Here is an 18,912-nt window from a genome sequence, read left to right on the forward strand (position 1 = left end):
AGGAGAAAACAGAGTAATATTCTAAATATCATAACTAGGAAAGATGGACGATTTTAAGCTTAAAAAGATTTGCCTATTGTAGCAGTTCCTGTACTAGAAATCTGCTTTAAATATTGTTTACTAAATCCATATCGAGCGATGTCGGCATCCACTATAGGGTACAAAACTTCGATAAAATTTTGATAATCATTTGCATTAGCCTTAGTATACTGTCTCCAACGAACATAATATTTACTTGTAGAAATAACTTGAACTAAATCCAATCCCCAATCTTTTTGTGGGAAAATATTTAAATTGAATTGGCTCATTAATGATATTATTCCGTTAGACTGAAACGTTTTATCAAGATTGTCACCTGCTTCAAACCACTGTTCCAATGAAAGTTGGCTATCAGATGCATTTGCAGGAATCAATGCATTAAGAAATGGATCTTTTACATTGTACTCAACATTATTAGCCCCAAATAAATCAACTTTTGAAAAGAAGCTTTTATTAAAAGTGTGAGTGTGACTGTTAGTATAAGAAATGAACTTATAGCCATCAGGGAAATTTAACAATAAAAAATGATGAGGAATATTGACTGGCCAAGTCGTTTGTTCATAATAGACCATTTCACCTACATTAAGAAAATCAACTGTCCTAGTTAATTTATTGATATTTTTCATAAAATATTCCTTTACCAACACGCCTTTATAACCTGGTACTAGCTCATATATTGGTATCAAACCATCTTGTGCTATATCAATTAAATGCGAGTTACTTAAGTCAACACTATTTTGCCAAGCCGTTAAATCTATTGTAGGTATTGTGGTTCCTGGAGCCAAGTTTACTGTACCAGCAATATTTATTGAAGGGTTTCCACCCACTGCAGAATAAGTTAAGGTTTGATTTTTATTCTCAGTCAATTCACTCTCATTAATATTTGTACCACCCCCTACGGACATTCCTAAGCCAAAAACTTTAAATACGCCAGCTTTTACACCAATTTCTACTTTGTGCTTTTTGTCACTACTACTTATTTGGGATCTATAGGTCGCGGAAATTTTCCCGCCTAATGTAATATCACGCAATACATGTGTCCCATAATATTTAATAATATCTTGCGGGCTCATTGTCTCACAGTCACTCAAAAAATTGGCAGAGAGATAATTACTTTTTATTTCATCTATCCCCATAATAATAGCCAATTTCTTTGTAATTACTAGCTTATCAACCGAAGCATAAGAATAAGTGGTTTCAGTAGAATCGTAATCCGTAAATGTGCTTCTCAGCGTCGAGCTAAATAGTAAATATTTTGTATCTATATTTATTTTAGTTAATATATTCTTAATATACGTTCTTGAGTCTTCAGCCGAATTGACATTAAAATTTTGATAGCTTAATGTCCCTACTTCAATTCTATTCGCTTGTTCAGACCTGATTTTCTTTACATCAATTACCAATCCTTTTCCATCCTGCTCATTAGCAAATCTACCTAAAGCATTGTATCCATGCCCTAATAAATCAAGATCTTTATCCCCTGCAGACCGTTGGCTTGTTCCGATTACATCACTAGGAATGTCCTTTTTACAAGAACTAAAACATGATAGCATAAGCAATGCTACACCAAAAAATATCCTTTTCATTGTTTAAATAATTATATGTTAACTTGGTCAAATATACACTTATTTATAATCATTCCAATTAAAAATTAAATTAAAATAACATTAAATTATCACATAAATTTAATAACACTAAAATATATATATACATATCCTACTTTATTAAAAAAAATAGTTTATTAAAAATAAAAACTCCCTTACATTAATAACATCGAATATATAACAATAATATTTCCAATTTAAATTAAAAGCGTTTTTCATAGATGATAAAGCAGAAAACAGCATACATTTGTAGAAATAAATACGAATCTTTGTATAGAATCGTTATAAATAAAAACAAGAACATGTTAAGTCAACATATCAAAGAGCAAACGCACGCAGCTCACCAAAACGTAGAAGGAACGATCGTGCGCCAATTGAAAAATATTCGTTCAGAAGCAGATTACGCAGAAGTATTGAAAGGCTTCTATGCTTATTTCCGTGCTGTAGAAGATCGCATCGCTCCTTTCGTAACCGCAGAAGTATTGCCAGATTTGGCCGAACGCCGTAATTCATCGTACATTAAAAGCGATATCGAAGCTTTGGGTGGTAACGTAGACAACCTTCCAGAAGCAAACGCTCCAGCGGTAGCCAATGTACAGGAAGCACTTGCATCATTATATGTTTTGGAAGGTTCAATCATGGGCGGCCCGTATATCGTGCAGATGCTCAATAAATATGGCGTTACCAAAGGAACTTCTTTCTTCGAAGGTTATGGCGAAAATAGCCGTGACATGTGGGCTGGATTTACAGCGGTATTAAACAAATATTCAGAAGATCCGGCAACTTATGATCGCGCAGTAGAGATTGCTAACCAAACTTTTTATAACTTTGGCGAAGTATTCACTCCTATTGCCAGTGCGAACTAAAATTGGAGTGTTCGTGTTTAATCCCATAAATGGAGCAAAAAGACAACAAATCTAAATGGCTTAAGCGTGCCGGAATTGGAGCATTTCTCTTCTTTCTGGCCAAAGGACTTGTATGGCTCGCTGTATTCTTTTTCGCAGCGAAGTCCTGCAGCATATCTATTTAACACAACGTATGAAGCATTCATCTAACGCTCAAAAAAGTATGTTAGATGAATGCTTCTATTCAATCAGACCTTTTTCAATCCAATCCGCTTTTTTAGCCCAGACTAGTCTGTTTTTTTTACCTCAAGCGCCAATGTATTCGGGTTGTATTCGTATTGTGTTCGGACCACCTTCGGAGCTCCACAATCTGCTGATCATTATTGACCAAATTCTGACCAGGTAATTCCTGTTCAGGGTCTGTACAATAGCTGTTCAGCAGCTGTACAATATCTGTATCGCATCCGAATAAGGTACGAAGCAGGTACGAATCTGCTCCACACCTCCTGCCCTCTGACCTTATACTTTTGTAAGCACTGTCCGATACAGCTCCATCCCCTCATGACTGATAACCTGACAAGCTATTTCTTCGCTACTGATCGAGAAAGAGAAGAACCCGTATTGATCTTTCGCAAAACGGCCATACGGTAGATCTGTCTTCACCGGGGTTACTTCGGATCCCGCTCCCGAGATAAACTGATGAAACTTCTTGCCTTCAACTTTCAAATGCTGCAGGGAATGCTCATGTCCAGAAAGGTAAATATCGACTCCCCGCTTTTCAAAAATAGATTCCAGGACCTTTCGTACAGCCAGCGTATCATAATTCGTTGTACGCGGTCCTGCCGTATACAAGGGATGGTGGCCGATGACAATTTTCCAATGTTCATCCGAATTTTCCAGTAGCTGATCCAGCCAGGCCAGCTGTTTCTCCGGTTGCTGTCCCGCTACATGCGGTCCATACTCGCTGTTACTGTAAAATTCAGGAATCATCGGGTTAGTATCGATAAAGGCCATCAGTACTTTTTTTCCATCCTTAAGCGCAAATGTCTTGCTGTAATAACGCGCAGGCATCTTCCAACGTCTGCTGATCGTACTATAACGTACCTGTGCATCGGGATCTGATTTATAATCGTGGTTTCCCAAAATGGGATACCAGTCCCATTGCAGCGAAAATGCGGTATAGATATTTTCAAACGAATAATGCCACAAGGGATCATGTTCGCTTACCACGCCGGAAGGATAAAAATTATCACCGGTAGAAATGATAAAATCATTGGGATGCTGATCGGCCCATTTGCCCATCTGTTCTGCTACGGCCAACTGATGGTCAGCACCGTTACGTCCCCAGTCGCCTACAGCCATAAAATGAAGATCATAAGCATCTTTGGGCTTTAAAAGCTGTCGTATATCTTCGCTTTCAAGTTGCGTGGGTTTTGTCAGCCCCAAGCTGCTGAGCGTAATTCCTCCCAGGCCGGCTGTAATCGCCGTGCCCAGGGAATTTTTCATAAAAGTTCTGCGTTTCATCAATAGATCTTAATAACCCGGATTCTGTTGCCAGTGGGTGTTTACGTTTAATACAGTTGTCGGTACGGGAAAAATACGACGGAACTTCTCGCTCATGCCGGCAGGATACAGCGATCGGAATCCCCAGTTATCTTCAAATTTTCCGTAACGGATCAGATCATTTCTACGCCAGGACTCATCGGCAAACTCTCGTGCACGCTCATCCAATAGATCTTGCAGATTTGGGGCTGCCGTGAGTACAGGTGCATTGACATAGGTACGGATCTGATTAATCAGGGATTGTGCAGTCTGACCATTGGTGGCAGCAGCCCCACGGAGTATAGCCTCCGCTTTCATCAACAAGATATCGGCATAGCGAAATACAGGTACATCATTGCTCTGATTACGCTGATTGGCTGATGTAACGGCTACGTCCATATAAAACTTAATGGATCTGTACCCCATTGAGCGCCCCTTTTGGTCGTTACCCACATTCAGCGTGGCCGCACCATCCGAACGCAAAGTAATTTCTTTAGTGGTCTCCAGGTGCCAATCAAACTGCGCATCTGCATCCGCAGCATTATAATCCTGATCTATGCCGCGTTTGGAAGTTCTGATCAGAAAAGGCCGAGTCTTATCTTCTGTATAATTTGACCAATAATATTGCTTACCACCGATGTATGAGGCGTTCCTTTCGTCGCCTGCCAGATTAAATTTCTCCAAATAACTCGGTAATACACGAAAAGTCCCCCCAACACTTTGAGGCAATGTTGCAAACTGATTTTGAGCACTGCGATGTATCCAGAAGCGCGAATAAGTCATACCCTGCTGTTTTTCACGATCATAGGGTATGGCAAATATAAAATCCTTTACCTGATAACCATTATCGGGGCGAAACTTGGCCATAAACTTATGGCTTGTCAGGTTAAACTGTCCTGAGGAAATAATCTGGTCGCACATCGCAACCACATCATTTAATTTTTCATTTTGTGTACTTGGATTGTAATTGGCTACATCGGTAGCCGTATAAACAGCCCAGTTGAGGTACAACTTAGCCAGCAATGCTTCGGCCATATATTTCGTTGCTTTTCCATAGGTTGCTACAGAAACCGTGGTCGGTAACAAATCCTTCACCGCAAGCAATTCGGCCTCAATAAAACGGCAAATTTCAGCACGGCTTGAACGTGCGGGGACAGCATCAACAGGCCCTGTGATCAACGGTGCGGCGCCAAAATTATCCATCAGTATAAAATAATAATAAGCACGGATTGCGCGAGCAGGTGCCGTCAGCTTTTCTTTATCTTCCCCGAATAATGCAATGGCATTATTGGCTAAGGTGATTCCAGTGGAAGCATCGTTCCAGATACTTGGTAAGAGGCCGTTGTCTGCGTTCCAATTGTGCAGATGGAATTCGCGGTATCGACCGCCATCAAACCAGTCTGTCCCCATGGAAACACTCACGGCCTCATCTGCTGAGAGTGTTTGGGCCATCCAATGATCGCGCCCCATTGCGCCACGGTAAGCTGCATATACATCAGCAAGAATTGCCTCCGCTGCACGTTCCGAATCTGGAAATTCCGTCAGCTGTGATTTTATATCAACATCCAGATCGGTACAAGATCCCAGCGAAAAACTCAATGCCGATAAAGTAAATAAGCGAATAAATAGTGTTGGTTTCATATAAATTATTTCTTGTTCTATAGGCCATGTGGCATACTCCATTTATGTCAACAGGATTGTTTCGATAAGAAGTTTTCCATCCCACAGCGCCGTCTTATAAATTAAAATTAAGGCCAAACATAAACGTACGTGTACGTGGGTAGGTCTGGCGGTTATCGATCCCCGGTGTCAAGCCTCCCAAGCCCACCTCGGGATCAATGCCTTTATACTTCGTCAGCATAAACACGTTATTCATCGTTGCATATACCCTTAGGTTTTTAATCGGTATATTTTTCATCGGTATCGTATAGGCCAACGTAACATAAGCCAGGCGCAGGTAGCTTCCATTTTCCAGGTAACGATCCGATAGGTAATGTGCATTGATATCCGTCATGCGTTCGGTTTCCACGACGCTGGCAAGCACGTTTTTCTGCCCTGCATTACCGACAACGTTGGAATGACGCGCCCGGGTAGCGTTCATAATTTTCTGTCCAAAAGCACCTTGAAACATTCCGTTTAACGAAAAATTCTTATACGAAAAACTATTGTTCCAACCCAGTGTCAACTTGGGCTGTGGACTTCCCGTCACAGCCTGATCTTTCTTCTGTGGCGTTGTGGTTGTTTCGCCTGTACGCTCACCCGTTTTCTCATCTCGGGTATAGAATACCGACACACCTTCATCGTTGTAGCCTGCCCATTCCCAGGTATAGAACTGACCGATAGGCGCGCCAGGTGTTAGTCGTTGTTGAAAAATATTGGTCTGGCCAGCTCCCCCAAGATCCGACAATTCGACATAATCCTGCGTAAACTGCTCGTTAGCAATGCTCACCACCTTATTGGTATTGTGCGATAGCACCAGTCCGGTATTCCATTTGAAATCTTCTTTATCAATGGCCTTTGCATTTAGACTCAGTTCGATCCCCTTGTTCTCAATTTCACCGACATTGGCCGTCAGCGTTGGGTAAATATATTTCGATTTGCTTACCTGATAATCATAAATCAGGTCGCTTGTTTTCTTTTTATAGACCTCCAACGATCCTGTCAGGCGATTTTTCAAAAATCCGAAATCCAAGCCTAGATTAATCATGCTGGTGGTTTCCCATTTGAGGTTCGGGTTACTATTGCGAAGCACCATCAAAGTGCGCAATGGGCTTACCTGACCATCGGCACTGACATAATCGAAAAACTTGGATGAGGCACCGCGAACAGACTGCGCAGTAAAAGCATCAAAACCCAGCGAGTTGCCGCTCACACCATAACCTGCACGTAACTTCAAATCATCAATAATTCCGCTTTCACGGATGAACGATTCCTCCGACAGGCGCCAAGCTGCAGAAACCGATGGAAAGGTCGCCCAACGATTGTTCGACCCAAAAGCCGAAGATCCATCACGTCTTACCGTCGCCTGTAGGAGATACTTGCTATTATAGGCATAATTCACACGGCCATAAACAGATATCATACGCAAGGTGGAAAGATAATAGTTCCCAAAGCCCAACAAATCAACGACATTCGCCATCCCAGGGTTATAGTAACTTAAATCATCGTTATAATAATCGGAAGTCGTCAATTGAAAGCCATCGTTATTGTTGTTCTCCTCCCATGAATAACCGGCCAGTGCAGCTACTTTGTGCTTTCCGGCAAATGTCTTTTCATAGCTCAGGTTCATTTCCATCACTTTGCGTTCATCTTCTACTGCGGCACGGATAGATTTGCCATTTTGGCCACGTGCAGCCATCGAAGACATCGCGTAGTATTGCGCGTTATTGAACTGCCTATTTTGCAACGAAAGGTCAATATTATAGGTCAGCCCCGGCAAGATCTCATAGCCCAGTTTGGCATGTGCCTGAAGAACCTTCGTTTTAGAAAAATTTGTATTCTCCTCAATTAAGGAAAGTGGATTGGCATATTGCGAACGGTCGGGTTTTTCAAACCATGAGCCATCGGCATTTCGGATCGGCGATACAGGCAGATAATAGTACATTGCATCATATACGCTGAGTCCTTGATCCAAAGCGAGCACATCATTCTGCTTGGTGATACTTGCGTTGATATTGAAAGATGCTGTCAACCGGTCATTAAGTGCCTTGGTCTGCAAAAATGCGCGAGCAATCTGACGCCCCATATCTGTACCTTTGATAACCCCATTGTTTTTGATGGTATTGAGACTAATGCTATACTGTGTTTTTTCTGCACCGCCAAGAATGGATATATTATGGTTGTTCGATACCCCTGTCCGCTCCACCGTTCTTTGCCAATCGGTATCTGCCCCCAGGTCGTCAGTTGGTTCCATCGAAAATCCATTGTCATTAACATAGGACCTATATTGCACTGCATTCATCATCTCATAATGCTTAGCCACCTTATCGATCGCCAGATAACCGTTGTAATTGATGTTGGTCTGCCCTGATTTCCCACGCTTAGTTGTGACAATAATCACCCCATTGGCCGCTTTTGAGCCGTAAATTGCGGTTGCTGAGGCATCACGCAGTACGTCAATCGAGGCAATATCATCTGGCGCCACCAAGGCCAGGGATGCGCCCGGGACGCCGTCGATCACATAGTAGGGCTCCATCGCTTCACCACTACGCAAAGTTGAAGCTCCCCGAAGACTAACGGAAGGTGTAGCATTGGGATTGCTGTTATTGCTCGAAATTGTCAGGCCGGCAACTTTCCCCTGCAGCATCTGTGCTGGCGAAGTAAATACGCCAACGTTAGCATCTTCGGCTTTAATAGTGCTGATGGAACTCGTCAGATCCTTTCTGGATACACGGCCATAACCAATAACGACCTCATCCAGTTTAACTGCACTCTGCTGAAGCTTCACACTCAACGACAAAGGCTTTCTTGCTTCGACGACATAACCCGATAAGGTATCGGACTGAAATCCTACAGCCGAAAACACAAATTGATAGCCTGCATGTTCTACTAAATTCTGAAAATGGAATAGTCCCTGGCTATTCGTACTGGTCGTCACAGTTGGACCTCCATTGACCTGAATTGCCTTAACGCTGACACCAGGGAGAAACTCGCCCTTTTCATTTTGTACAGCTCCCTTCACTTGTTGCTGCTGCGCATGTACGTTGGTAAGTCCAGCGGAAAGCAACGCAAAAATAAGCAGGTTCTTTTTTTGTGGATTTTTCTTGTTGAGCATATCTGTTAGTTGTTTAGATGTTCGGTAATTGTATTTTCCTGTTTGTAAAGCGTATAGCTGCCATCGGCATTGGCGACAAAGCGCAATTCATTGATCAGGCAGATTGTAGTCAAGATATCTTTCAATGAATCGTGATGCACATCGATCTCACCTGTATAATGAATAGCAGCAATTCCCTTGTCACCCAAATGGATCTGTTTTTTAAATGCTGTTTCCAACGCCTGTAGCACAGCTGGCATTGGTGTATTTTTCAGCTTTAACAGTGCTGGGGCCGATAGACCTGGCATGCTCAAGGTCTTTTCTTTATTGACAACATCAATTGTTGTTGCCCCTCGTGCATCAACTGTCAGTTTTTGACCTGGGTCAGCTAAAAAGACCTGTTTGAAACCGTTTGTTAGCGAGGATACAAGCACCTTACCGGTATGTAATGCCACAGACACGGCTTTATGCTTCAATTTGGTATTAATCGTAAAGGATGTACCAAGCGCTGTTGTTTTGGTTCCGCTGGCAAGCACTGAAAATGGACGCTTCGGGTCCGAAGCGACATCAAAGTAAGCTTTCCCCGTAAGTTCTATATCACGGGCATTGTCAACAAAATTTTTCACATAGCGAATATGACTTTGAGCGAACAAGCGTACATGTGATCCATCGGGTAGATCCAGGATTATACTGCGGGGATTTTTATTTTCTATTGAGGTCCAGACGGTATCTTTATGTTCGATAACAGGCTTAGCTGCGGACCGCAGAGCATTCGGCTGTACAACCGAATCTTTCGTCCACCAGGTAATAAAATGAAAGGAAAAGAAAAGGAGAACTGCAGCTGCGGCACTGTAACGCAGTAATTTTACCAACCGATACCGACGTAATTCCTTGCGATCCTGCGCTTTTTCCTGATTTTGAATGGCAGTATGGATAAACGTTTTCATCGTTTCCGTAGGCACAGGCTCCTCCATTGCCGTACCATCAAATTTTCCCCAGTCTTCGTCCTTGAAAAGTTCGTCCACGAGGAAGGGCATTTTCCAGATCTTCTTTTTGATCTGATGCTGCTTTTTATCATGCTTCATACTCCTATTACGCAGGCCAGCACGACATCCCTTAGTTCTTAACAATTATTTAATAAGGGGCGTCAATCCTTAACATAAAGGACTTATAGCATGATTGAATAAAGATGTTGTTTGAGCTGTAGAAGTGCTTTACTGATATGCTGTTCTACGGTTTTTGTCGAAATGGAAAAATGAGCAGCAATCTCTTTATGGGAAAGACCTTCTTTACGGCTCAGTTCAAAGACCTTCCGACGCATCGTCGGCATATTTTGGATATCTTTTTCCATCATACGCAAGAGGTCTTTATTTTCAATTGCCTTGATCAGACTATCGGTAAAAGGTGTCGCCGCTGTCTGCCCCTCATATTTGAAACGTGTCGCCTCCTTGCGCAGCAGATCGATCATGACTTGCCGCGCCATACCAAAAAGCTGCAACAGAATACTGAGCTGCTCGTCGAGCTTCTCTCTTTGGTTCCAGAGTTTGATAAAGGTCAGCTGCGTTACCTCCTCAGCAATATAATCCGATTGCGTACGCTTGAGTACAAAACCGTAAATCTGTCGATGGTACTTTTCGTATACGAGATTGAAGCTTTTCTGACTGGAAGATTTGATAGGCTGAATGTGTTTCATTGCGCTGTCAAAAATAAAAGCACAAGGTTTCCTCAGTATTAAGTTAAAATCAATATTAAATTAAAAAAAAACAAATACACAAGCATCTCATATAGCGCAATTCATTCTTACTTGAACAAATTTTATGTAAAAGAAAGCAAAAATCTACCTAGTATTGCATGCTGGAATATATCATATAATAAGCAGAGTCCGTAATTGTTGAAAAATCGCTGGCAAATAAAAGTACAGTCCATCACCCAAGTCCGGTAAACGTGTTCGACGAATACTTAACCAGGTGATTATTCATTTTATATTATGATAAATTTGGCAAAGATTACGATAGCGCTTTATATAAGCCTCTCTTAGCATGTTTCTCTAAGCAGAGTTAATCCTATTCCGAGTCTCGCTATTGGCACAAAAACGCTATTACGTGTGGCTTATTCTTTCGATGGGGATTCCATAAGCTACGCCTTGTTCAATATGACGGCACATGCTGATGTGATGCCGAAGACTATTCATAATGCTATCCTATTTGCTTTTTTAGGCACTTCACAAACATAAACGCTTTCCGTTATCACGTTAAAAAAAAAGATGTGCCAATTTATTTTGCCTTTAAATCCAACTTTAAGACGACTTAATGGCAGAATTACTCATTCATATTAATAAAAAGTTTTTATATACTATGATTAACAATATATTATAGCTATATTTGATAAATAATCGGCTCCATTTGCTTATCTGAAATCGAAAAGTTACCACACTTCCCGCTCAGTTTCGCATCTTCAGAAGCACTTTTTGTTGTCAAAATAATAGGTGAAGTACCTTTTTGAACTTGAATATACCCAAGCACATTAAACTACAAACATCATTTCTTGCATACAAATCGATTGAATAGGGTTAAGATATCCGTATCGTAACGCGAATTTATTTATAGAATACTTTAATATAATATATAAAACAATGCAAGAAGGAACTATTAAATTCTTCAACCAAACAAAAGGATTTGGTTTTATTACTCCAGCTGCTGGTGGAGATGACATTTTCGTACACGTATCAGGATTAATCAACGAAGTACGCGAAAATGACAGTGTAACATTTGATGTAGAAAACGGTAAAAAAGGTGTTAACGCTGTTAACGTACGTATCGCATAATTAAGTAAACACACAAGAAGATATCTATTTATCTTCTTGCGAAGTGCAGCGGGCAACCGTTGCACTTTTTTTATATATTAGCCATACCACAACGCTATTTAATTCGTCAAAAATATTCAATAATGTATATTTAAATCACCCCACCTTCAAGCAACCTTCAGGCTTAGGCAACTTTCTTCGTCACGTCATAATGACGGTCCTGACGTCGGAAATTATTTATATTTTCAATAATCAAACACCTTAATTTACAACTTACACACTTAATGAACATAAAATACATATATAGCTGTAAATAATAATTATATAGATTTTTATTCAAGAATTCTATTTTCATTTATTTGCTGTATGGCTCAAATTTTTGATGATTATTCAAATAGGATTGTTCCTACATGGAATACTATAAGACTATAAGACCAAAAAGTACATTATGAGGGCCTCCATGCGATTTCTTTATACTTATAGATCAAGCCATAAGACAATGGAATTGACATTATTTACCCGCTAAAATCTACAATATTAATAAAAATAAAAATTTGAAAAAAAACACATTAAATATATCCATATAAACTCATAGTTATAATACAAGCACATCAAAACCAAGCCTATCGTCTATGTTACACCTCAAGTTTACACTGTGCGTCAATATGAACTTTGTTCCTTCATTAGTTTACTCGATAATATTTCTAAAATTATAGGGTAAAATGCAATAACCATATCGATTATTGTTACCGAGTATTTTTGCCCGCATTTATACGGTATTTAAAATTAGTTATTACAGTTTTCCATTTTATTTCGAATTTTAAATTAAATTCGCGCACCATGGTTAAGCATGGTATACTATAGTATATGAGAAAAAATCCTTCCGGAAACAGCAATGCAAAGCAACGTAGCGAAAACAAGAACAATGATATAGATCTTTATCTAAAAGCATTGAATTCTGCCTATTCGGGAATTATTATTACGGACAATTTGCAGCCTGACAACCCTATTATTTATTGTAACAAAGCTTTCGAAACCATCAGTGGATATTCACAAGATGAAATAATTGGTCACAACTGTCGCTTTTTACAGGCACAAGATCGTTCGCAAGAAGAACGTAAAATTATCAAAGAAGCGATTCTGCGGGGTGAAGAATGCAAAATCGAAATTCGTAATTACCGCAAGGACGGATCGCTTTTTTGGAACGAGCTTTTTATTTCCCCGGTAAAGAACGATGAAAATCAGGTAACCCATTTTATCGGTGTTCAAAATGACATCAGTGACCGCAAAAAAGCTGAGCACGATCTTCGTGAAGAAAAGTCACATGTTGAGCTCAAAATACAGCAGCGAACAAAAGAACTTCAGGACAAAGAAAGCTTTTTATCCAGCATTATTGAAACAGTTAGAGAGAGCCTGTTGGTATTAGATGCCAATTATATTGTAATAAGCGCCAACAAGCATTTCTTAAACTCTTTTAAAGTGACCACAGAGGAAACGGTAGGAAAGGAGTTATTTGATTTGGGTAATCAGCAATGGGATATTGCTTCTTTAAAAGAGATGCTTACACAGATACTGCCTACCAATAACCCAGTGATCGACTATGAAGTGGATCATACGTTCCCTTATATTGGGCGAAAAGTGATGTTGCTAAACGCCTATCGTGTTGAATTCGAAGGAAAATACAAAGACCGAATCCTCATCGCGATCGAAGATATCACTGAAAAGAAAGAGCAAGATCGACGTAAAGATGATTTCTTGTCTATCGCAAGCCACGAACTCAAAACGCCATTGACAACCATCAAGGGGCTTTTTCAGATTGTACAGCGACTCAGTGTCGACAATACAGATCCAAAGTTTATTTCTACATTAGATAAAATAGCAGCCTACATCGATCGGTTGAACCTGCTTATAACAAAACTCTTGGATACTTCTAAAATTCAATCTGGAAATTTGGAACTGCACATGGAACCATTTGAGATCGATAAAACGATACAGGACGCCGTAGAGAGTATGCGACTTGCCGTTCCTGACGCTGATATTCATTTTTCAGGTAGTTCGGATAGTATCGTGGAGGGCGACGAACTACAGATTATCCAAGTGCTCAATAATCTGCTATCAAACGCTATTAAATATTCTCCAGAATCTAAAAAAATTGAAGTTAGTATCCATAGGGTTGCTACCTTTGTCAAGGTGTCTGTGCGAGACTACGGTATGGGAATAAGCTATCAGGACAGATTAAAGATTTTCGAACGATTTTTCCGCGTCAGCCATATACAGAAAAAATTCCCGGGGTTGGGCATCGGTCTCTACGTTTCACACGAGATCATTGTCAATCACAACGGTACATTGTGGGTGGAAAGTGAGCTGGGTGAAGGATCTACTTTTAATTTTACATTACCCATTCTAAATAATAAATAAAAAATATGCAGACTAAAAAGATAATGATCTGTGATGATGACCGAGGGATACTCGAAATGCTGGAACTTTTTTTAGATATGGAAGGATTTAATGTCATATGCGAATCGAATAGTACCAACCTGACAAAGCAATTAATTTCCCATCAGCCTGACCTATTGTTATTGGATCTTTGGATGCCAATAATTTCTGGTGATCAGCTGATCAAAATGATCCGAAGCACACCCGAAATCAAAGACACCCCCATCATCGTGCTTTCAGCTAGCGTGGATGGACCAGAGATTGCAAGCGGTTTAGGTGCCAATGGTTTTATCGCAAAACCTTTTGATCTGGTAGATATCACTCAAAAAATTGATACTATACTAAAGAATTAGTTTAAATAGGCATTGAAATACGCTCACTATATTTCATAAAAGCACTTTTAATCAAAAGTGCTTTTATTTTAAATACAAATAGTATATCAGCGAATTTATCGTCGACTTAGTTTATCAACCAATAAGAATAGATCGTCCAATTCAAATGGCTTGGACAAAAAGGCATCAGCTCCACATTCGGACGCAATCTGCTTTCGCTGCAACTTCGCAGACATCAAGATTACCGGAAGATCGGCATGTTTCTCCGAGTTTCTCAGCTCGCGTACGATATCGTCACCGGATAACCAAGGCATATCAATGTCCAATATTAGAATATCAGGGCATACTTCGTCCACAATGGCTAAAAGTTCCCTGCTTTTTATAACGGGATAAACATCGCTTAGTTCATTTTTTAAAGCCAGCTCTAATACGTTGAGGATAAGTACGTCATCATCACAAATAACAATTTTCTTTTTCATTTTTTGATTGTTTATAAACACCGCAATGATTGAAAAATATGGTCTAGGAGAGAATAAAAAAATAGACCTAAGCTGGGCAGATAATTGGTTACCAAACCTATTATATCATCTTTCTTTGAGATTTCGACAAGGTAGTCAATTTATGGGATAAACAATTGCTTTATTTAATTAAACATTCTATCAGCAGCGTCGGACGCTGCTGCTGATAGAATGTTTAATTAAATAATGGAAATCCTAAAATCGAGCGGGGTAATTTGTGTTTTTCTTTTGAACAATCGGGTAAGCGACTGCGGATGCTCAAACTTCATTCGTTCCGCTATTTCAGCTACAGAAAGATCCGTTTCAGCTAATAGCTGCTTGGCAGCAGTAACGATAAAATTTTCAATATGATACTGTGCTGTCTTTCCCGACACCTTTAGCGAGATATCATTAAGAAATCGTGCAGTACAATTTAATTTTTTCGATAATAATGTAGCGGTCGGTGGTGCTAGCATACAACGCCTCTCCTGGTCGAAAAATGTATACAGCTCCTTTAAGAATTGACACTGTAATGCATTAATTTCATCCGATTTATCTTCCATGAAGCGTTGGTAGAACCTTTGCATATGGTACAACAGCAGATTCAGATAGGAAGCGATTATTGTCGAATGAATTTCACTTTGAGGCATTTTGGTCTCTTCAACCAATAAGTTGAAGAGCTTCGCAATAAGACGCTGATGGTTGTCTTTCAGAACCAATGACTCCTGCATTGAGTATTCGAGAAATCCAAGATCCTTTAATCTGTTCCGCAGGCTATAACCTTTAAAAAGATCCGACCGAAAAGCAAAATAAGCGCCTTTTTTTAAATAACCTTTTATTTCGGAGACTGGAAAATAATACTGATTGAAGAATAATAATTTGTCGTACAATTCATCTGCATCATTAGTTGTTCCAAAAACTATGATGAAGCATTTATCTTCAATCAGTTTTTGAGTAGCATTCAGAAATTCATCATCATCATTAAAGTCGTCGAAATAATAGGTATGATTCAACTTAAAAGCATATTGCAATTCACTCATCTTGTCAGCACTCAGCATATATAATTATGTAATGGTATAAATTCTTAATATAATGATTCCAAAAAAGTCTCATATCATTATGAACCCATACATAATAGCGATTGTTTCCATTTTTTCAAAATTCACATCGTCCATTGTCCCTATATAGCTACAGGGACATTATTGAAGGTGACTGAAAAAGTAGTACCGACGCCAAGTTCACTTTCCACATGCAATGTTGCTTTGAGCTTATTAGCGATTTGCTTCACAATGGATAGACCAATGCCCGAACCTTCATAACCTTCGGTATTCGACATACGTCCAAAAATTTCAAAAATTCTATCACTCTCCTTCAGATCTATGCCAATTCCATTATCTTTTACATCATAACGAACGGTATCCCCATCCCTAAAGCTATTTATAGAGACTTTTGGATTTTCCTTCTTACTGCTGTATTTTATCGCATTGCCGATAAGATTCAGAAACAATTGATATATTAAGGTTCTCTCCCCCATAACCTGTAATGTCTCTCCCATATTAAATTCCAAATGGGACACCTGATATTGCTGCTTACAATTCTCAACGATATTAAGAATCTTTGACCGCGGATTGATCGGTTCAAAGACAAAGTCAACATGGTTTACTTTAGACATTTGATACACTTTGTCCATCATATCATTCATTAGTTGCGTTCCTTCCAAAATATTTTTCATTGACTTTTCGAGAAACTCCCGAGAGACATCCTTTTTATATAGCAACATCTGAGCCGTTAGCTGAATGGTTGTCAATGGATTTTTAAGATCGTGGGTCAACGTATATCCAAAAGTATCAAGTGCATTATTTGAGCGCACCAGTTCCCTGTTCAGTTTGTCAATTTCTCCGCCACGTTGCGCAATAGACTGCTGAATGATATGCGTCATATTTTCAATAAAAGCAAGTTCTGAAGGACGCCATTTTTCGGACTTGCCTTTTGTTATCTTCTTCCACGCTTCAAACGAAGTGCGTGGCGAAGGAAAAGCAATCTTTTTTTCGGCGTCAATCTGCATCACTTTTTCTGGTTTCCCCGCCCAAACTTCTTCAATCAAACGCTCCTTTCTGAAAACATATAGGTACCAATTCGTTACAGGTAAAATGCTAATACGCAAAACACCAGGAAAAATCTCCACATCGTCACCAAAGCCAGTACACTTAAATCGATCGGTGACGAAAAACTCCTTAGTTCCAATCTCCTCATCAATCTTTTTGAGGATCTTTCTGTCCGGCACTTCACCAACAGTCATGATCGCCCGATCGCGTTTAATGATGAGCCCCTGCCCATTCATGACCTCCATGATCCGATTAGCATAATTTTCTAACACATCATACAAGTCACGTTTGACCAACAAGTCACTTTTTAAACTATGCTCAAGCTGAGAAAGGCTTTTATGCAAACGAACTTGTTCTTTCTGAAAATCTGCGAGGTAGCGGTTTACAGCATATTGAGTCAGCAATGTACATAAATGCCGTTGCGAGAGATCCACATGCATAGGTTCCCGATGCTGACATGCAACAAGTCCCCAGAGTTCATTATCGACAATGATACTAAAGCTAGCACTGGCCTTTACGCCGGCATTTTTAAGGTATTGCAAATGCATGGGCGAAAGTGCCCTTAAGCTACAGCGTGTCAGATCAAAATTTTCTGCAGCCTTGCCCATAATTGGAATTGCTCTTTCATCAACATCAGCCGTATGCCGCGCGTGGAAGATACGGTAAAGTTCTCGAGCCTGTGCTGGAATATCAAACTCCGGATACCTATAGTTTAACAGCGATTCTAATTCCTCGCTCCTACTTTCCGCAATCACCTGACCGCTATTATCCTCCATAAAACGATAAATCATCACCCTATCAAAGTGGATGATATCTTTTATCAGTTCGGTCAATGCCTGCCAACAAGATTTCCCTTCACGTTGGTCTTCTAAATGCTTGGCGTAGTAGTATAATTTCGTTGTTTTTACGGCTTGTGGAGTACAATCTTCAATCTCAAGATATATTTTTCCATCATACCGGTATAAACTGAGAAAGTAATCTTTTTGATGAATCGTCACACGTTCGACAAATCTGGCGAATAGACTTTGGGAAACTGCCTGTTCAATTTTATCGCCACGAAGCCCAAACGACGGTGCGACATGATCCAGAACAGCTTCAACGGTCATACCTAACACCGTAGAACTTGCTGCCCCCATAATCACGGCACAATTTTCACTTACACCAACACACTTATCATCCTCGAAGATAAATAGATAGCCAAAAGACTGAATATTACCACAAAGATGAATCTTTTCATCATGACAATTAACTTCACGCATACACCTACTATTTCATTAAATAAAAATATGGTAAAATCAATAGTTCTATTCTCCATCAATGCTATCATATGATGCTAAATTAATAAAAATTATTAGAATGTTAAACTATCCTATTTACATCACAAAACTATGCAGAAATCTTCATCGGCATCTGGCAGTTTTAAACCCAAAAGCGCACTATATCAGGCATCGCTACCGTCGGTTGTAACAATGGTGTTGGCATAGTTTATTGCTAGGGATAAAAGGGCTTTCATATTTTTTTTGTATATTGTCTCACTATGAAGATAGTAGATATAACAAAAGACACGCTAATCAGTGCTCAGAAAGAAGGATTTACAGTATTAATAACGAAATTTAATTCAGATCCATTAAACCCAACATGGATTGTTGATAAGGTGGAAAAAGACAAGATAGAATCTAGCAAAAAAATACTGAGCGAAAACTATCAATTATGCTATTCCATTAAAGAAGCGATAATGACAGTTGATAGCCGCCCATTTATTGGGAAATTACAGCTGAATAACTAATAGCATTTAATCTATTTATAATTTCTAACGTATTATTTTAAGCCTTAATAGCTACGTACTACATATAGTAATTCACTTATATCACAGTCAGTCACCCAAGCGATTGACTGTGATATAAATAAATATATATGCCATAATAATTGGAGCGTTGCGTTTAAATTTAGCTATCA

At 39.6% G+C, this 18,912-nt stretch carries 15 protein-coding genes; 6 read left to right on the forward strand and 9 right to left on the reverse strand.

Annotated features, from left to right (window positions below; all coding sequences use genetic code 11):
- Positions 1 to 59: 59 nt before the first annotated feature.
- Positions 60 to 1,625, reverse strand: coding sequence for an MAC/perforin domain-containing protein (locus QE382_RS14900; RefSeq protein WP_307186600.1), 1,566 nt, complete (start codon positions 1,623 to 1,625; stop codon positions 60 to 62).
- A 320-nt stretch (positions 1,626 to 1,945) separates the two neighbouring features.
- On the opposite strand from QE382_RS14900, the gene QE382_RS14905 reads away from it, so the two are divergent.
- Together QE382_RS14905 and QE382_RS14910 are read left to right on the forward strand one after the other, a co-directional pair.
- The gene (locus tag QE382_RS14905; protein ID WP_070566475.1) at positions 1,946 to 2,509 is read left to right on the forward strand and encodes a biliverdin-producing heme oxygenase; all 564 of its coding nucleotides are present in this window, start codon (positions 1,946 to 1,948) and stop codon (positions 2,507 to 2,509) included.
- A gap of 29 nt (positions 2,510 to 2,538) precedes the next feature.
- On the forward strand, positions 2,539 to 2,673 hold the full coding sequence (locus tag QE382_RS14910; RefSeq protein WP_257786987.1) for a hypothetical protein: 135 nt from the start codon (positions 2,539 to 2,541) through the stop codon (positions 2,671 to 2,673).
- A 334-nt stretch (positions 2,674 to 3,007) separates the two neighbouring features.
- On the opposite strand, the gene QE382_RS14915 is transcribed toward QE382_RS14910, so the two are convergent.
- From QE382_RS14915 to QE382_RS14935, 5 genes are all read right to left on the reverse strand, one after another.
- Positions 3,008 to 3,994, reverse strand: coding sequence for a metallophosphoesterase (locus QE382_RS14915; RefSeq protein ID WP_307186601.1), 987 nt, complete (start codon positions 3,992 to 3,994; stop codon positions 3,008 to 3,010).
- A gap of 27 nt (positions 3,995 to 4,021) precedes the next feature.
- A complete protein-coding gene (locus tag QE382_RS14920; RefSeq protein WP_070567086.1) occupies positions 4,022 to 5,671 on the reverse strand; it encodes a RagB/SusD family nutrient uptake outer membrane protein in 1,650 nt (549 codons plus the stop codon).
- 94 nt (positions 5,672 to 5,765) lie between these two features.
- Positions 5,766 to 8,804: a SusC/RagA family TonB-linked outer membrane protein gene (locus tag QE382_RS14925; RefSeq protein ID WP_307186602.1), complete on the reverse strand. Its 3,039-nt coding sequence runs from the start codon at positions 8,802 to 8,804 to the stop codon at positions 5,766 to 5,768.
- Between the two features lie 5 nt (positions 8,805 to 8,809).
- Positions 8,810 to 9,868, reverse strand: coding sequence for a FecR family protein (locus QE382_RS14930; RefSeq protein WP_286769369.1), 1,059 nt, complete (start codon positions 9,866 to 9,868; stop codon positions 8,810 to 8,812).
- Between the two features lie 83 nt (positions 9,869 to 9,951).
- Complete coding sequence (locus QE382_RS14935; RefSeq protein ID WP_286769370.1) at positions 9,952 to 10,476, reverse strand: RNA polymerase sigma factor; 525 nt, start codon at positions 10,474 to 10,476, stop codon at positions 9,952 to 9,954.
- Positions 10,477 to 11,415: 939 nt separating this feature from the next.
- Between QE382_RS14935 and QE382_RS14940 the strand changes: the two genes are divergently transcribed.
- The 3 genes from QE382_RS14940 (at position 11,416) to QE382_RS14950 (ending at position 14,375) form a co-directional block, all read left to right on the forward strand.
- Positions 11,416 to 11,607, forward strand: coding sequence for a cold-shock protein (locus tag QE382_RS14940; protein ID WP_046676064.1), 192 nt, complete (start codon positions 11,416 to 11,418; stop codon positions 11,605 to 11,607).
- Positions 11,608 to 12,453: 846 nt separating this feature from the next.
- A complete protein-coding gene (locus QE382_RS14945; RefSeq protein WP_307186603.1) occupies positions 12,454 to 14,004 on the forward strand; it encodes a PAS domain-containing sensor histidine kinase in 1,551 nt (516 codons plus the stop codon).
- Between the two features lie 5 nt (positions 14,005 to 14,009).
- Positions 14,010 to 14,375 carry a response regulator gene (locus QE382_RS14950; protein ID WP_293952593.1) on the forward strand — a complete coding sequence of 122 codons (366 nt, stop codon included), beginning with the start codon at positions 14,010 to 14,012 and terminating at the stop codon, positions 14,373 to 14,375.
- A 95-nt stretch (positions 14,376 to 14,470) separates the two neighbouring features.
- Here QE382_RS14950 and QE382_RS14955 read toward each other — a convergent pair whose 3' ends face one another.
- The 3 genes from QE382_RS14955 to QE382_RS14965 all read right to left on the reverse strand — a co-directional run bounded on the left by QE382_RS14955 (position 14,471) and on the right by QE382_RS14965 (position 18,215).
- Positions 14,471 to 14,833, reverse strand: a complete 363-nt coding sequence (locus tag QE382_RS14955; protein ID WP_307186604.1) for a response regulator — start codon at positions 14,831 to 14,833, stop codon at positions 14,471 to 14,473.
- 218 nt (positions 14,834 to 15,051) lie between these two features.
- Positions 15,052 to 15,909, reverse strand: coding sequence for a helix-turn-helix domain-containing protein (locus QE382_RS14960; RefSeq protein ID WP_307186605.1), 858 nt, complete (start codon positions 15,907 to 15,909; stop codon positions 15,052 to 15,054).
- A gap of 122 nt (positions 15,910 to 16,031) precedes the next feature.
- Positions 16,032 to 18,215: an ATP-binding protein gene (locus tag QE382_RS14965; RefSeq protein ID WP_307186606.1), complete on the reverse strand. Its 2,184-nt coding sequence runs from the start codon at positions 18,213 to 18,215 to the stop codon at positions 16,032 to 16,034.
- Between the two features lie 278 nt (positions 18,216 to 18,493).
- On the opposite strand from QE382_RS14965, the gene QE382_RS14970 reads away from it, so the two are divergent.
- Positions 18,494 to 18,742 carry a hypothetical protein gene (locus tag QE382_RS14970; protein ID WP_209579862.1) on the forward strand — a complete coding sequence of 83 codons (249 nt, stop codon included), beginning with the start codon at positions 18,494 to 18,496 and terminating at the stop codon, positions 18,740 to 18,742.
- Positions 18,743 to 18,912 lie beyond the last annotated feature (170 nt).

The organism is Sphingobacterium zeae, from assembly GCF_030818895.1.
Lineage (GTDB): Bacteria > Bacteroidota > Bacteroidia > Sphingobacteriales > Sphingobacteriaceae > Sphingobacterium > Sphingobacterium zeae.

Bases quoted from the DNA above. Each gene is read 5' to 3' on its own strand.
- QE382_RS14905 (WP_070566475.1), top strand. From the start codon at position 1,946: ATGTTAAGTCAACATATCAAAGAGCAAACGCACGCAGCTCACCAAAAC.
- QE382_RS14915 (WP_307186601.1), bottom strand. From the start codon at position 3,994: ATGAAAAATTCCCTGGGCACGGCGATTACAGCCGGCCTGGGAGGAATT.
- QE382_RS14920 (WP_070567086.1), bottom strand. From the start codon at position 5,671: ATGAAACCAACACTATTTATTCGCTTATTTACTTTATCGGCATTGAGT.
- QE382_RS14970 (WP_209579862.1), top strand. From the start codon at position 18,494: ATGAAGATAGTAGATATAACAAAAGACACGCTAATCAGTGCTCAGAAA.
- QE382_RS14940 (WP_046676064.1), top strand. From the start codon at position 11,416: ATGCAAGAAGGAACTATTAAATTCTTCAACCAAACAAAAGGATTTGGT.
- QE382_RS14900 (WP_307186600.1), bottom strand. From the start codon at position 1,625: ATGAAAAGGATATTTTTTGGTGTAGCATTGCTTATGCTATCATGTTTT.
- QE382_RS14910 (WP_257786987.1), top strand. From the start codon at position 2,539: ATGGAGCAAAAAGACAACAAATCTAAATGGCTTAAGCGTGCCGGAATT.
- QE382_RS14945 (WP_307186603.1), top strand. From the start codon at position 12,454: ATGAGAAAAAATCCTTCCGGAAACAGCAATGCAAAGCAACGTAGCGAA.
- QE382_RS14925 (WP_307186602.1), bottom strand. From the start codon at position 8,804: ATGCTCAACAAGAAAAATCCACAAAAAAAGAACCTGCTTATTTTTGCG.
- QE382_RS14935 (WP_286769370.1), bottom strand. From the start codon at position 10,476: ATGAAACACATTCAGCCTATCAAATCTTCCAGTCAGAAAAGCTTCAAT.
- QE382_RS14965 (WP_307186606.1), bottom strand. From the start codon at position 18,215: ATGCGTGAAGTTAATTGTCATGATGAAAAGATTCATCTTTGTGGTAAT.
- QE382_RS14930 (WP_286769369.1), bottom strand. From the start codon at position 9,868: ATGAAGCATGATAAAAAGCAGCATCAGATCAAAAAGAAGATCTGGAAA.
- QE382_RS14955 (WP_307186604.1), bottom strand. From the start codon at position 14,833: ATGAAAAAGAAAATTGTTATTTGTGATGATGACGTACTTATCCTCAAC.
- QE382_RS14950 (WP_293952593.1), top strand. From the start codon at position 14,010: ATGCAGACTAAAAAGATAATGATCTGTGATGATGACCGAGGGATACTC.
- QE382_RS14960 (WP_307186605.1), bottom strand. From the start codon at position 15,909: ATGCTGAGTGCTGACAAGATGAGTGAATTGCAATATGCTTTTAAGTTG.